The 14,043-nt window shown below is 64.0% G+C and carries 13 protein-coding genes; 7 read left to right on the forward strand and 6 right to left on the reverse strand.

Translation table 11 applies throughout. The features are described 5' to 3' along the window. Positions 1-19: 19 nt before the first annotated feature. From AC0L3S_RS06260 to AC0L3S_RS06270, 3 genes are all read right to left on the reverse strand, one after another. A complete protein-coding gene (locus AC0L3S_RS06260) occupies positions 20-1,114 on the reverse strand; it encodes an HD-GYP domain-containing protein (RefSeq protein ID WP_473278454.1) in 1,095 nt (364 codons plus the stop codon). A 267-nt stretch (positions 1,115-1,381) separates the two neighbouring features. After that, positions 1,382-3,664, reverse strand: coding sequence for a xanthine dehydrogenase family protein molybdopterin-binding subunit (locus tag AC0L3S_RS06265; protein WP_473278456.1), 2,283 nt, complete (start codon positions 3,662-3,664; stop codon positions 1,382-1,384). Then, positions 3,661-4,152: a (2Fe-2S)-binding protein gene (locus tag AC0L3S_RS06270; RefSeq protein ID WP_211395185.1), complete on the reverse strand. Its 492-nt coding sequence runs from the start codon at positions 4,150-4,152 to the stop codon at positions 3,661-3,663. The genes AC0L3S_RS06265 and AC0L3S_RS06270 overlap by 4 nt, the downstream gene beginning before the upstream one ends. 306 nt (positions 4,153-4,458) lie before the next feature. Between AC0L3S_RS06270 and AC0L3S_RS06275 the strand changes: the two genes are divergently transcribed. The 4 genes from AC0L3S_RS06275 (at position 4,459) to AC0L3S_RS06290 (ending at position 7,071) form a co-directional block, all read left to right on the forward strand. Continuing rightward, complete coding sequence (locus AC0L3S_RS06275; protein WP_473278457.1) at positions 4,459-5,223, forward strand: alpha/beta fold hydrolase; 765 nt, start codon at positions 4,459-4,461, stop codon at positions 5,221-5,223. Between the two features lie 20 nt (positions 5,224-5,243). Further along, a complete protein-coding gene (locus AC0L3S_RS06280) occupies positions 5,244-5,579 on the forward strand; it encodes a hypothetical protein (protein WP_473262370.1) in 336 nt (111 codons plus the stop codon). A 198-nt stretch (positions 5,580-5,777) separates the two neighbouring features. After that, positions 5,778-6,449 (forward strand): dienelactone hydrolase family protein, encoded by a 672-nt coding sequence (locus AC0L3S_RS06285; protein ID WP_473278458.1) that lies wholly within the window; start codon positions 5,778-5,780, stop codon positions 6,447-6,449. A 139-nt stretch (positions 6,450-6,588) separates the two neighbouring features. After that, positions 6,589-7,071: a hypothetical protein gene (locus tag AC0L3S_RS06290; RefSeq protein WP_473262375.1), complete on the forward strand. Its 483-nt coding sequence runs from the start codon at positions 6,589-6,591 to the stop codon at positions 7,069-7,071. A gap of 24 nt (positions 7,072-7,095) precedes the next feature. Here AC0L3S_RS06290 and AC0L3S_RS06295 read toward each other — a convergent pair whose 3' ends face one another. From AC0L3S_RS06295 to AC0L3S_RS06305, 3 genes are all read right to left on the reverse strand, one after another. Further along, entirely contained in the window at positions 7,096-7,842 is a 747-nt protein-coding gene (locus tag AC0L3S_RS06295; protein ID WP_446480418.1) for a polysaccharide biosynthesis/export family protein, read from the reverse strand. A 260-nt stretch (positions 7,843-8,102) separates the two neighbouring features. Then, a complete protein-coding gene (gene msrA, locus AC0L3S_RS06300; protein WP_473278459.1) occupies positions 8,103-8,759 on the reverse strand; it encodes a peptide-methionine (S)-S-oxide reductase MsrA in 657 nt (218 codons plus the stop codon). Positions 8,760-8,922: 163 nt separating this feature from the next. Then, on the reverse strand, positions 8,923-9,240 hold the full coding sequence (locus AC0L3S_RS06305) for a hypothetical protein (RefSeq protein ID WP_007616084.1): 318 nt from the start codon (positions 9,238-9,240) through the stop codon (positions 8,923-8,925). A 420-nt stretch (positions 9,241-9,660) separates the two neighbouring features. On the opposite strand from AC0L3S_RS06305, the gene rpsT reads away from it, so the two are divergent. From rpsT to dnaN, 3 genes are all read left to right on the forward strand, one after another. Next, positions 9,661-9,927 (forward strand): 30S ribosomal protein S20, encoded by a 267-nt coding sequence (gene rpsT / locus AC0L3S_RS06310; protein ID WP_007598259.1) that lies wholly within the window; start codon positions 9,661-9,663, stop codon positions 9,925-9,927. A gap of 1,280 nt (positions 9,928-11,207) precedes the next feature. After that, the gene (gene dnaA, locus AC0L3S_RS06315; RefSeq protein ID WP_026233035.1) at positions 11,208-12,620 is read left to right on the forward strand and encodes a chromosomal replication initiator protein DnaA; all 1,413 of its coding nucleotides are present in this window, start codon (positions 11,208-11,210) and stop codon (positions 12,618-12,620) included. A gap of 280 nt (positions 12,621-12,900) precedes the next feature. After that, positions 12,901-14,019: a DNA polymerase III subunit beta gene (dnaN, locus tag AC0L3S_RS06320; RefSeq protein ID WP_106943766.1), complete on the forward strand. Its 1,119-nt coding sequence runs from the start codon at positions 12,901-12,903 to the stop codon at positions 14,017-14,019. Positions 14,020-14,043: the final 24 nt, after the last annotated feature.

A 14,043-nucleotide genomic window follows, 5' to 3' on the forward strand; every position in this document is an offset into this window, starting at 1 on the left:
CCAGGACGACATCGAGAGATCAGAACGACCCCAGCGCCACCGGTCGGAACGCTTGCAGCAGCTGCTGGTCCAGCTTGCCGCCCATGCCTTCCATCATCGCAAACGCGCGCGCGTGGGTGAAGGGCATGCGATAGGCGCGCTTCTCCACAAGGGCCGCGTAGATGTCAACGATGGTCGTGACCCGCACGATATCGCTGATCTGGTTCGATGAGAGATTGTTGGGATAGCCGGAGCCATCGAGGAATTCGTGGTGATGCAGCACGACGTCCAGCATCTCCGGCGGGAAGCCGCCTTGAGCCGCGAGCGCGTCATAGCCGCGGCGCGGATGCTGGCGGACTTCGGCCATCTCCTCGTCGGTGAGCTTGCCGGGCTTGTCGAGCAGCGCGGAAGGAACGAACGCCTTGCCGACGTCGTGCAGCAGCGCGGCACGGGTCAGCCGGCGCTGGTCGTCCTCGCGCATGCCGAGATGCTGGGCGAAGGAGACCGCAAATCCGGTCACGAACAAGCAGTGCCGATAGCTGCCGACATGGTGGCAGCCCACCGTGGTGAGCCACTCGCGCAACGAGGAGTGCTTGATCGCCTTCAGGATCTTGCTCTCGGCGGCGATGACGTCGTCGAAGGTCAGGGGCACGCCGAGCGGCAGCTTCTCGAACATCTTCTTCAGCACCGCGTGCGCGGCCTCGACGCCGCGGTTGAGCGTCTTGCCGCGATCGGTCGCATCATAGACGGCGGTGTCGGGGAAGGCCGCGCGGATGCGCTGCAGGATGTCCTCGGGCTGAAGCGGCCGCGAGATGGTGTCGGTGGCGCCCAGCGCCCAAGCCTGCATGGTGCCGTGATGCAGGGCGTCCGCAAGCACGAACAGCCGAGGCATCGAACGATAGGCATCGCCGCGTAGCTTGTTGCGCACCCGTTGCACGCTCTCCGGCGAACGCAGATTGATGTCGACCACGAGGCCGGAGAGATCGCGCGAGGGCTGCTCGGGGAGCTCCTGCGTCGTCACCGTCGCGACGTCGCCGACCGCCTTGAGGATGCTGGCGAGCTCGCTGCTCTCGTCGCTCCGGTCGGAGGCGAGCAGAAGCCGGCGTTTGGCGGCGGGTTTGGCTGAGGCGTTCATGGCTTCCCCAAGAGCACGGGCGTGTTTCGGGCCAAAGCCTATGCCGGATCAGGTTCTCCGGCCCTTAAGAGGCGTGCTCAAAGGAACCCTGCGGAATCAGGGACAATTTTACGGAGTTCGGCTCCTCCCGGTTCCAATCAGAAAAACGTCGAAAACAACCCCATGCACAGTAGAGATGTGCTTGCAAACACAAAGCTTTTTTAACGACAAATCCGCCGGGGGACTGCCCCCCGGCGGATCATGTCAGGTCAACAATCGCAACCAGCCTTACGCCTTCATCGCGCCCTTCACGGCTTCGGCCGTGATCGGCAGGGCACGGACGCGGGCGCCGGAGGCGTTGAAGATGGCGTTGCCGATCGCCGGTGCGATCACCGTCACCGCGGGTTCGCCGACGCCGGTGGCCTTCTCGCCATTGGCGATCACGGCGATCGCGACCTCGGGCACCTGGCTCATGCGCAAGGGCGTGTAGCTGTCGAAATTGGTCTGTTCGATGCCACCATCCTTGAGCGTCGCCTTTTCGTACATCGCCAGCGACAGGCCCCACAGCGCCGCACCCTCGACCTGGGCGCGGATGTTGTCGGGATGCACCTGCGTGCCGACGTCGGTGGCGACCGTGAGCTTCTTCACGGTGACCTCGCCCGACGGTGCGACGGCGACGTGGGCGACGCAGGCCGTCCAGCTGGCGGTCGCGCGCTCCTGCGACGAGACGCAGGCCACGCCCATGCCCTCACCTTTCGGCAGCTTCCTGGTGCCGTAGCCGGCAAGGCCCATCGCGGCGAGCAACGTGTTGCGCAGCCGCTGCGCGCCGCCGTCGTTCTTGCCGGCGCCGTCGAGCAGCGAGATGCGGAACTGCGCGGGGTCCTTGCCCGCCGCCGCCGCGATCTCGTCGATCATGCTCTCGACCGCCCAGAAGGTCCAACCCGGCGCGACCGAGCGGAGCTGGCCGGACGGCGTCGCGTTGTGCGCCATCTCGTTCTTGATCGCGCGCACATGATGGTTGGGCACGGTGTAGAAGAAGTCGGCCCCGTTCACCGTGAAGGAGTCCAGCGGACCCTTCTTGTCGACCGAGGGCGTCAGGAAATCGGGAATGCCCCAGCGCTGAGTCGGCCAGGCCGAAACCACGTCGTGGCTGAGCGCGACGAGCTTGCCGTCGCCGTCCACGCCCGCCTTTACTTTTTGATAGGTGAGCGGACGCGAGAAATCCATCGTCATGTCGTTCTCGCGCGTGTAGATCACCTTCACCGGCCTGCCGATCGCCTTCGCCGCCTGCACCGCCGGAATCATCATGTCGGCATCGAGCCTGCGGCCAAAGCCGCCGCCAAGCCACATCTGATGCATGACCACGAACTTCGGATCGATCCCGGCCGCACCCGCCGCGATCGCGCCGGAGCGCGTTGCGAACTGGTTGCCGGAATAGATGTGCAGGATCTCGCCCTTGAACTCCGCCGTGGCGTTCATCGGCTCCATCGGCGCGTGGATGTTGATGCTGGTGGTGTACTCCGCCTCCAGCACCTTGGCCGCCGTGCCGAACGCCGCCGCAGGATCGCCGTCCTTGACGAAGAACTGCCCGGAATCCTCCTGCTTCTGAAGCCGCTTGGCCTCGTCGAGCAGCGACTGGCTCGACACTTTCGCGTTCGGACCGCCGTCATAGGCGATCTTGAGCGCCTGCGCCGCCTTCTTGGCGTTGGCGTAGGTGCTGGCGACTGCGACGACCCAGCCCGAGGTCGTTCCGGTCTTGTCGTCGAGGGTGACGGCCTTGATGAAGCCCGGCACTTTCTTGGCGGCGCTGTCGTCGACTGATTTCACCGTGGCCCCGAAGCGTACCGGAGGCGTCACCACCGCGCCATAGGCCATGCCCGGCAGCATCACGTCGATGCCGTATTTGGCCGTGCCGTTGGTCTTGGAGGGGATGTCGAGCTGCGGCACCGACACGCCGATCATGGTGTATTGATCCGGCGTCTTCAGCACGATCGCCTTGAGCTCGTCCGGCGTGAAGGTTTTTGTCGCCTTGCCGCTCTTGACGACATCGGCGAACGACATCGTTTTCTTCGACTTCGGGTGCGAGATCATGGAATCGCGCACCACGAGCTCGGATGCCGGCACGCCCATCGCGGCGGCTGCGCCTTCGGTCAGGGCCATCCGTCCGGCGGCGCCGGCGCGGCTCATGGCCTCGAAGTTCATCATGGTCGACCAGCTGCCGCCGGTGATCTGCGCGCCGAGCACGGGATCGTTGAACTTCGGATCATTGGAGGCAAGCTGAACCCGCATGTCGCTCCATTTGGCGCCCAGCTCTTCGGCCACGATCTGCGCCATGGTGGAGGCGATGTGCTGGCCCATGTCGGCCTTGCCGCAGGTGACGGTGACGAGACCATCGGGCGCGATCGCGTACCAGACGCTCGGCTCGAAGTTCTGCGGCGCAGCGAGCGCCTCACCGATGCCGGGCACGCCGGCATAACCGAGCACGAGGCCGGCTGCTGCAGTGCCGACCAGGAAGGAGCGGCGGCTGAGATCTGATGTCTCAGGTGAGACGCTCTTGATGTGCTTATTCATGTGGGCCTCCGCTCGTTGCCGGTGGCGGACGCGGTGCGCATCTCGGTTGCGGCGCGCATGATTGCCTTCTGGATCCGTGAATAGGTCATGCAACGGCAGAGATTGCCGTCCATATGCGCCACGACTTCTTCCTTGGTCGGGTTGGGATTCTTCGCCAGCAGCGAGGCCGCCTGCATGATCTGCCCGGACTGGCAGTAGCCGCATTGCGGCACCTGCTCGGCGATCCACGCCTTCTGCAAGGGATGGTCGCCCTTGGCGGCGAGGCCTTCGATGGTGGTGATCTTCTTGCCGGCGACATCGCCGACCATGGTCTGGCACGAGCGCACGGCTTCGCCGTTGACGTGCACGGTGCAGGCCCCGCACAGCCCGGCACCGCAGCCGAACTTGGTGCCGGTCATCTGCAATTGCTCGCGGATCGCCCAAAGGAGCGGCGTATCGTTCGCCGCATCCACGGACAGACTCCGCCCGTTGATGGTGAGAGTTGGCATAGGCGTCTTCCCCTGCCGGTGCATGAAGCCGCTTACGACGGCAACTTGTATTGGCGGACGCCCACCGGGCCGGCGCCAGCCTTGATCGCAAGAATGATCGCGTTCGAGCGCGGAGGCAAATGCAATTTGGAATCGGTCGAACAAACGCGACGCCTGCTCGTTGTGCGTCGCGAGAGCGGCGGTGATGCAGCGACTGAACGCAATAGAGTGCACGCCAAGCATGCAGGCCATCGCGGCACGGCAGTTTCCTCCGAGTAACCGACCGAGTTAGGATGAGCGAAGAAGCGAGTTAGCAGGGTGGATGCAATGCCTGGGATCGATCGGGACGGCGTCAAAATCTACTACGAGGTCCATGGCGAAGGTCCGCCGCTGCTGCTGACCCACGGCTACTCATCGACCTCGGCGATGTGGCATGGGCAGGTCGAGGCGCTCGCGAAGGACCACAAGCTGATCCTGTGGGACATGCGCGGTCACGGCCAGTCCGACTATCCCGACGATCCCGCCGCCTACAGCGAAGCACTCACGGTCGGCGACATCGCGGCGATCCTCGATGCCGTCGGCACTGAGCGCGCCATCATCGGCGGGCTGTCGCTCGGCGGCTACATGTCGCTTGCCTTCGCTCGCGCGCATCCAAAGCGCGTTCGCGCGCTGCTGATCATCGACACCGGCCCGGGCTTCAAGAAGGACGATGCACGCGAGGCCTGGAACGCGCGGGCGCTCGCCACTGCCGACAAGCTCGATCGCGAAGGGCTCGACATGCTGAAGGCGGCGACGCGCGAGCGCGCCACCGCGAGCCATCGCAATGCCAGGGGATTGGCGCTCGCCGCACGCGGCATGCTGACCCAGCGCGACGCGCAGGTGATCGAGCTGCTGCCGGAGATCAAGGTGCCCAGCCTGATCGTGGTCGGTGCCGACGACACACCGTTCCTCGCAGCGTCGGACTACATGGCCGCGAAAATTCCCGGCGCACAAAAAATCGTGATTCCCGCCGCCGGACATGCCGTCAACATCGACCAGCCGCAGGCTTTTGTTGACGCGGTGCTGCCTTTCCTGAAGAACTTGCCGGAATAGGTCGGAAGGGAACAGTGGCGATGAAGCGAACGATGTTGGCTGCGGGCGCGGTGTTGCTGTCGGTATCCGCGCAGGCCGAGCAATTCGGCGGGACACCGCCCCGCCTGCCCTTCGTCGCGACCTTGTCGAACAACACGCCGCTCGCCTTCGGCATGGATGCCGGGCAAACCGCGCGCGCCCTCGGCCAGCCGCTGCAATACGTGCGCGGACGCCCCGGCAACGAGATCTATCTCGCGCTTCGCAACATCGGCGGCGGCGGACTGATCTCCAACCGTCACCGTCTGTTCCTGCAATTCCGTCATGGCCGGTTGGCGGGATGGAAGGAGGATTACGGCGAGAACTGGATGTGGGAGTGAGAGTGGCTTTTCATGACGCAGAGCAATCCTGTCTGCGCCATCATGCATTGAAGCTGCCACATGGCCGGGCTTGTCCCGGCCATCCACGGTCTTGCCTGCCTCACCAAGAACGTGGATGCCCGGGACGAGCCCGGGCATGACGAGTTTGTGGAACGAGCGGAACCCGCAATCGAAGACTAACTAAAAAGGACAACCCGCGTGGGACAAGACATCAAGCTGACGGCTTCCGACAATTTCCAGCTCAGTGCCTATCGCGCTGACCCCGCGGGCACGGCGAAGGGCGCGGTGGTGGTGATCCAGGAAATTTTCGGGGTCAACCATCACATCCGCTCGGTCTGCGATCGCCTCGCCGGGGAAGGCTATGTCGCGATCGCGCCTTCGATCTTCGACCGGACGTCGCCGGGCTTCCAGTCGGGCTACTCGCCTGACGAGATCGCGGAAGCGCGCAAGTTCGTCGCCAGTCCGGATTGGGACGCGATGCTGCGCGACACGCAGGCGGCGATCGATGCGGTGAAGAGCGTCGGCCCGGTCGGCATCATCGGCTTTTGCCTGGGCGGCAGCGTCGCCTTCGTCGCGGCGACGCGGCTGTCGGGCCTGAAGGCCGCGATCGGCTATTACGGCGGCGCCGTCGTGCGCTTTGCCGATGAGACACCCAAAGTGCCGACACAGCTGCATTTTGGCGAGAAGGATGCCGGCATTCCCCTGACCGACGTCGAGACCATCAAGACCAAGCGGCCGGACGTGGAGGTCTTCGTCTATCCGGGCGCGCAGCACGGCTTTCACTGCGACGAGCGGGCGAGCTACGACAAGGCCAGCGCCGACATCGCCTGGCCGCGCAGCATGGAATTTTTCGCGAGGCATTTGAAATAGAAGCGCGCGCGGCTGTCTTCGCTGTCATTTCGGGCTCGTGCTTCGCGCACCCGGAATGACGAGCAGGAATCGGGTGGCTGCATCCTGCCGCACGGCGATAGAGCTGGCTGATCAAGCCAACCCACGCCGGGAGATCGTGATGCAGCAAGCCAATACGAACATCGTCATCCGCAATCCGTTCGGCACCATGGACGTGCCCGCGCCGGATGATCGCGACGTCATGGATTACGCCGCAATCGCCACGCTTGCCGGCGATGTCGCCGACCTCAACGCGGCGGCTTGGGCAAAAATCGCGGCACAGTCAGACCCGCTCGACGGCATCTGGGCCAGCCGCTGGAATGGCGGCGCAGATCCGACCATTGCCGGCGATACGGCGCAAGCCTGGAAAGAGGGACGCGCGGAAGTGCGGGTCACAGGCGAGCGCATCTTCTTGCGCTTCGACTGGGACCATGGCCGCCGGCACGGGCTGATCGATGCGGCGCGCGATTGCGCGGGTCGCCTGGTCGGGAAATATATCAACCTGACCAATCCGGCGATCACACGGCCATGGGTTGGGCTGGTGGTCGATGCCACCAGGATCGACGGATGTTTTCCGAACGGGCGGCTGGATTTCAGGCGGTGAGCTAGAGCTTCGCTCGAAAGCGCTCTAGAACCAGCGCTCGCCGACGAACACGGTGTCGCCGGGACTCAAGGGAGTGCCAAGCGGCACCACGGCGCGCATGGCGCCGCCGGCTTCAGTGTGGGTGACGGTGACCACGTCGCGCTTGGCGCGGGGCGAGAAGCCGCCGGCAATCGCGACGGCGCTTTCGACCGTCATGTTCGGCACATACGGATACTGGCCGGGCGCGGAGACTTCGCCGAGAATGAAGAACGGGCGATAGGCCTCGATCTCGACGGCGACCGAAGGCTCGCGGATGTAGCCGTTGCGCAGCCGCGCGGCGATCTCGCCGGCAAGGCCCGCCGGGGTGCGGCCGCGTGCCGGCACGCCGCCGATCAGCGGCATCGTGATGGAGCCGCCGGCGTCGATCGCGTAGCTGTTGGTGAGACCTTCCTGGCCATAGACCACGACGCGCAGCCTGTCGCCGGCATCGAGATGGTAGGAGGAATCATAGCGAACCGGCGCCGCCATCGGCGCGGCATAACCGACCGGCATGGGTGCAGGCGAAGAGGCAAAGGAATTGCTGAGTGCTGCGATGGCACCCCCGCCACTGCCGACGACGACCGGCTGCGGCGCGTTGTACGGCTGGCCATAGGCCATCGAATCGAGATCGGCGCGCGGCTGCACATAGGCGACGGGACCAGCGGTTTGCATGCAGCCGCCAAGGGTCAGCGCGGCGGACGCTGCCAGGGACGCTGCCGAGATCGACCATCGAAACGCGCGTGCAACCGGCACCGGACCTATCCCTCGAAACGAGACAGCTTCAGTGATGCACCGGTTATGGTTAATAAAGCGTTGAGGGGGTGGGTGGCGTGACAGCAGCGTGCGCAACGGGACCTGGTGCGCTCCCTCTCCCGCTTGCGGGAGAGGGTTGGGGAGAGGGTCTCTCCATGACGGGACAATCCCCCAGAGGATAAAGCCCTCACCCGCCGCGCTCTTCGAGCGCGCCGACCTCTCCCGCAAGCGGGAGAGGTGCAGCGAACTCGTGGTTAGACCTACGCGCTCACGCCCACTCCGATCGGGCAGGACACGCCGGTGCCGCCCAGGCCGCAATAGCCGGCGGGATTCTTGGCCAGATATTGCTGATGATAATCCTCGGCAAAGTAGAATTCGCCGGCGGGTGCGATCTCGGTGGTGATGGTGCCGAGACCTTTTGCGGCAAGCGCCTTCTGATAGAGCGCCTTGGATTGATCGGCCGCTTTCTTCTGCGCGTCTGAAGTGGTGTAGATCGCGCTTCGGTACTGCGTGCCGACATCGTTGCCCTGGCGCATGCCCTGCGTCGGGTTATGGCTCTCCCAGAACGTCTTCAACAGCTTCTCGTACGACACCTTGTTCGGATCGAACACGACCAGCACCACTTCAGTGTGACCGGTGCGGCCCGAGCAGGTCTCTTCATAAGTCGGGTTCGGCGTGTGGCCGCCGGCATAGCCGACGGCGGTTGTGTAAACGCCATCGCCAAGCTCCCAGAACTTGCGCTCGGCGCCCCAGAAGCAGCCGAGCCCGAACACGGCCTGCTCGAGACCTGCGGGATAAGGCGGCTGCAACTTCGCGCCGTTGACGAAATGGGTGGTCGCGGTCGGAATGGCTTGTGCACGGCCCGGCAGCGCTTCCGTGGCGCTCGGCAATGCGGTGGTCTTGCGCATGAACAGCATGGACGGATCTCCAAGAACGAGCTGTCCGTCGCCTGGGGGCAAGGCGATGAGCCAAGCGCTCAGGCGGCGTGCTCGCGATCAGTTGGGAATATAGGTCTTTACGCGCAAAGGGGCAGCCCTGTTACGTGGCGCACGGGCCGGCTCTGTCGCGCGAAGCGAAAGCTCAATCTCGGGAATAGCCGATCAACGGCTTGCGCGGGCGGAACAGAATCATCAGGAGGATGCCGAGAATGCCGAGGACGGCGAAAACCGGCTGATCCAGCACCAGGCGGATCACCGAGGTCCAGAGCCAGGGCGCCTTGGCCTCGACCCAGGTCCGGAATGCCGTCTGGCTGGCCTGATTGATGTCGTTCCAGAACTGGCCGAAGCGGGTGAACCGCAGGGTCTGGTCGGCGACCCAGCGGGCGCCGTCGTAGACCATGAAGATGAACCCGCCGGCGAGCAGCAGCAGCCCAATCAGTCGGAAAAAGCCGCGGATCATGCCTCACCCTCTATAGTCGTCCGATCGGACGACCCTTGGAACGCCGCCAGCCAATACAAGGGAAACGGCAGAAATTCAACCTCTTCAGGGCGTTACGGCATTCATCCCCACCCCGAGAGGCTGCTTGTCCAGCCCGGGAAAGCGTTGACGGTGCCAAAGACCCTCTCTATAAGGGCGCCAACTGGCGGCGGGCGCAATCCTGCCGCCGCTGTTCTTTGAGCAGTTGCAGGCTCCTTGGGCTTAGAGGCTCCTTGAGCTGAGAGGCTCTTTGGGCCTCAGAGACAGCCGCAAGGCCGTCGCTCTTGTTCCAGGAACAGCCTAGCAACCGAACACCCTAATTCCGAGCGTCGATTACGCGGTCAAGCAAGCCGGCGCTACCCGACCAAGACGCGACCGGTACCCGCAAAGGACATTGAGACCATGGCCAATACCACTTCCGCCAAGAAAGCGACGCGCAAGATCGCCCGCCGCACCGCCGTCAACAAGTCGCGCCGCACCCAGATGCGCGGTGCCGTGCGTAACGTCGAAGAAGCGATCAAGACCGGCGACCGCGCCGCAGCCGTGACGGCGCTGGCGAACGCCGAGCCCGCCTTGATGCGCGCCGCGCAGCGAAACATCATTCACAAGAACAATGCCAGCCGCAAAGTCTCGCGGCTCACCGCGCAGATCGCCAAGCTCGCCAAGTAAGCTCGCTAACTAACCTCGCGAGTGATCTAGCAGCATTCGTTCGATCGGACGATCCGGTCGCACATCGCATACGTCAAACAGCCCGGCACAGCGCCGGGCTTTTTTGCTGCCTGTCATATTCACGCAAGCAGTCACGCGTCGAGCGACCTTCGATCGGAGGATTGCGACGTTTGCACCATGATGCGTCCCGTAGTTTTACCTGCGAATGGTTTTGCAACAGCGGAAACTTCCACCGCGGTGCAAAAAGTCCTTGCGGGGCGGGCTCAAGTTGAATTCGCGGCGCCTGCGAGTTCTGCACACCGTAGTTTCCCCGGATCGCGAGACGCAATGGAGTTACCCTGTCAAACGAGACTCAAAAAACGATGTCTCGCTAATCACTTATCGACATAGTGAGGCCAAGCATTTGGAAAATTCGCCAGCGCGTCGTGCGCGTGACGCTTTTGTAAAAAATTTTTGGCGGTGGCGGAGAATTGTCACATGAAACGTGGCGTCTTCGATTCTGAGCACGATTCCAAAAACTTGCTCTGAAGCCTGTGCACAAGTCCGCGTGGCGTTAACGCAGATCAAGATTTTTGATGCCTCAAGTGTGAATCAATTCCGTTGCGAGTCTTCCCGCATAGTGTATTCCTTAAGAGGTCAGCGGCGCCCACGATCTTGAGACCAGCGCGGTATCGGAAACGGGGCGAGCGTGCAAATCGGCGGCGATGTGCACGTAGGCGGCGCTTCAACAAGCGATTGTCGGATCAAAACCCACAGCAATGTGGGAACGGTAGCTTTTTGTCTGAATGTCTCCAAGCGGGATCTTTCTCTCGCGCTTAAGGGACATCTTGAAAGCTGCCCCGACAGGCATGATGGCGAGGCCGAGCGGACTAGTACACGGGCAGGCATCCGATGACGACGCGGGTGTCGTTTGGACACGCAGGACCTTGTCGTGAGCAATCACGGCAGGACGGGGAGGTATCATGTCTTACGAACTCAACGCGGTATTGAAACACATTTCGACTTCCAGAATTTCGACTTCCAGCGATGCCGTTTTAGATTCGTCGGACACCAAGCCTCCCGCGTGTCACGGAGCGCCGAGTACGCGCTGACCTCGCGACCCCTCCATCTCTAGACATTGCTGATCGGACGCGGCGTTTCCGCCGAACGGTCGAACCATGCCTGCAGATGAAATCGCTTGAGGTCCCGCCATTGCAAACATCCCTGGGCAGGTATCCCTGGCAGGAACTCTGCATGGCGCTCACCACGCAACCTTATCTCTCAAGAAAAGTTCTCAAATGATGACAACCCCGGAACAGGATCGCTGGTCACGCGTGAAGAGTCGGCTGCGCTCGAACGTTGGCGAGGACGTCTATACGAGCTGGTTTGCGCGCATGGATCTGGAAGGCGTCCAGGACGAGAGCGTGCGTCTGTCGGTGCCGACCCGCTTCCTGAAGAGCTGGATCCAGGCCCATTATGCCGAGCGCGTGCTGTCGTGCTGGCAGGCCGAGATGCCGGAAGTGCATCGCATCGATCTCACCGTGCGCTCGGCCGTGCGCCCCGTGGTTCAGCAGAAAGAAGCGCCCGCGCCGGTCGAAACGCGCCGCTCGCCTGCGCCGGAGCTGCGCTCCACCGCGACCGCGCCAGTCTCGGCCAATCATGATGCGCTCGGCGGCTCGCCGCTCGATCCGCGCCTGACGTTTGCGAGCTTCGTCGTCGGCCGCTCCAACACGCTGGCGCATGCGGCTGCGCGTCAGGTCGCCGAGGGGCGTCGCGGCGATCCCGTGATGTTCAATCCGCTCTACATCCATGCGGGTGTCGGTCTCGGCAAGACGCATCTCTTGCAGGCGGTGACCTGGGCCGGCAATTCCGGCAACGAGCGCAAGGTGCTTTATCTCACCGCCGAGAAATTCATGTACGGCTTCGTCGCCGCGCTGAAGACGCAGACGGCGCTCGCCTTCAAGGAAGCGCTGCGCGGCATCGACGTGCTCGTGATCGACGATCTCCAGTTCCTGCAGGGCAAGTCGACCCAGGCTGAGTTCTGCCACACGCTGAACGCGCTGATCGATGCCGGCCGCCAGGTCGTGATCGCGGCCGACCGTCCGCCGTCCGACCTCGAAAGCCTCGACGACCGCGTGCGCTCGCGGCTGGCCGGCGGCCTCGTGGTCGAGATGGCCTCGCTCGGCGAGGAGCTGCGACACGGCATTCTCAAGTCGCGCGTCGCCGCGGCCCGCGCCCATCATGCCACCTTCGAGGTGCCGGAGGAGGTGCTGACCTATCTGGCCCGCGCCATCACCCATAACGGCCGCGATCTCGAAGGCGCGATCAACCGCCTGCTCGCACACTCGAAGCTCAACAACCGGCCGGTGACGCTGGAGATGGCCGAGCACGAGGTGCGCGACCTGATCCGGCCGCAGGAGCCGAAGCGGATCAAGATCGAGGACATCCAGCGCGTGGTGGCACGGCAGTATAATGTCAGCCGCTCCGACCTCTTGTCCTCGCGCCGGACCGCCAACGTGGTCCGTCCGCGCCAAGTGGCGATGTATCTCGCAAAGACGCTGACCCTGCGATCGCTGCCGGAAATCGGCCGCCGTTTCGGCGGGCGCGACCACACCACCGTGCTGCACGCCGTTCGCAAGATCGAGGCCCTGGTTTCCAAGGACACGGCGCTGTCGGACGAGGTCGAATCGCTCAAGCGCCAGCTTCAGGAATAAACGCCTAGCCCTTATCCTTCCTTCCCGCCGCCCCGGCCCTGCCTGGGCGGCGGCCTTCTTCTGCCTGGGCGGCGGGCCCCGTCTTTGCGGGTAAATCGTGGGGAACTGTCGCGCAATCCCTTGAAACGGATGACTTTCCGCGCCACCTTGCGCGACCCTGACGGCTTTGGTCATATCGGCTGGATGATCCGGCCTTCCGGGGTCTTCGGTGCCGTGGCGCGCGTCCCGCCGCCCGGCTTTTCCAAATGTGTGTTTCCTTGGGGATCGGGCGAGTAGTGCAATGAAGGTTACGGTCGAACGCGCGCAACTCCTGAAGTCGCTGGGCCACGTCCACCGCGTGGTCGAGCGCCGCAACACGATTCCGATCCTCGGCAACGTGCTTGTTAGGGCCGAGAACGCGAAATTGTCGCTGAAGGCGACCGACCTCGACCTCGAGGTCACGGAAACGCTCGCGGCGGAAACCGCGACCGCGGGCTCCACCACCGTGCCGGCGCACATGTTCTATGACATCGTGCGCAAGCTGCCGGACGGTTCGCAGATCGTGCTCGAGGCCGACGGCGACCGCGCCGTGCTGGCGATCCGCGCCGGCCGCTCCCGCTTCACGCTGCAGACCCTGCCGGAGAATGATTTTCCGGATCTCGCCGCCGGCGACATGTCGCACTCGTTCAATCTCGCCGCCAAGGACGTCAAGCGGCTGATCGACCGCACCCAGTTCGCGATCTCCACGGAGGAGACCCGCTATTATCTCAACGGCATCTATCTGCACGCCGCAGGCTCCGCCAAAGCCGCCACCCTGCGCGGCGTCGCCACCGACGGCCACCGCCTCGCCCAGCTCGACCTGGTCCAGCCCAAGGGCGCCGAGGGCATGCCCGGCGTGATCGTGCCGCGCAAGACCGTCGGCGAAGTGCAGCGCCTGATCGAGGACAACGAGGCCGAGGTCACGATCGAGCTGTCGCAGGCCAAGATCCGCTTCACCATCGGCAATGTGGTGCTGACCTCGAAGCTGATCGACGGCACCTTTCCCGATTACGGCCGCGTCATCCCGCAGGGCAACGACAAGGAGCTCGTCGTCGACAAGAAGGATTTCGAGAACGCGGTCGACCGCGTCTCGACGATTTCCAGCGAGCGCGGGCGCGCCGTGAAACTCTCGCTCTCGCCGGGCAAGCTGGTGCTGTCGGTGACCAATCCGGATTCCGGCAGCGCGACCGAAGAGCTCGAAGTCGAATACGCGTCCGACGCCCTCGATATCGGCTTCAACTCCCGCTATCTGCTCGACATCGCCGCCCAGATCGAAGGCGACGTCGCAACGCTCCGGCTCGCCGACCCGGGCTCACCGACCCTGGTGCAAGACCGCGACGACAAGAGCGCGCTGTACGTGCTGATGCCGATGCGGGTGTGAGGGCTACCGGCGCCCCTTCGCATC

The sequence above is a fragment of the Bradyrhizobium sp. Ken01 genome (assembly GCF_055807355.1).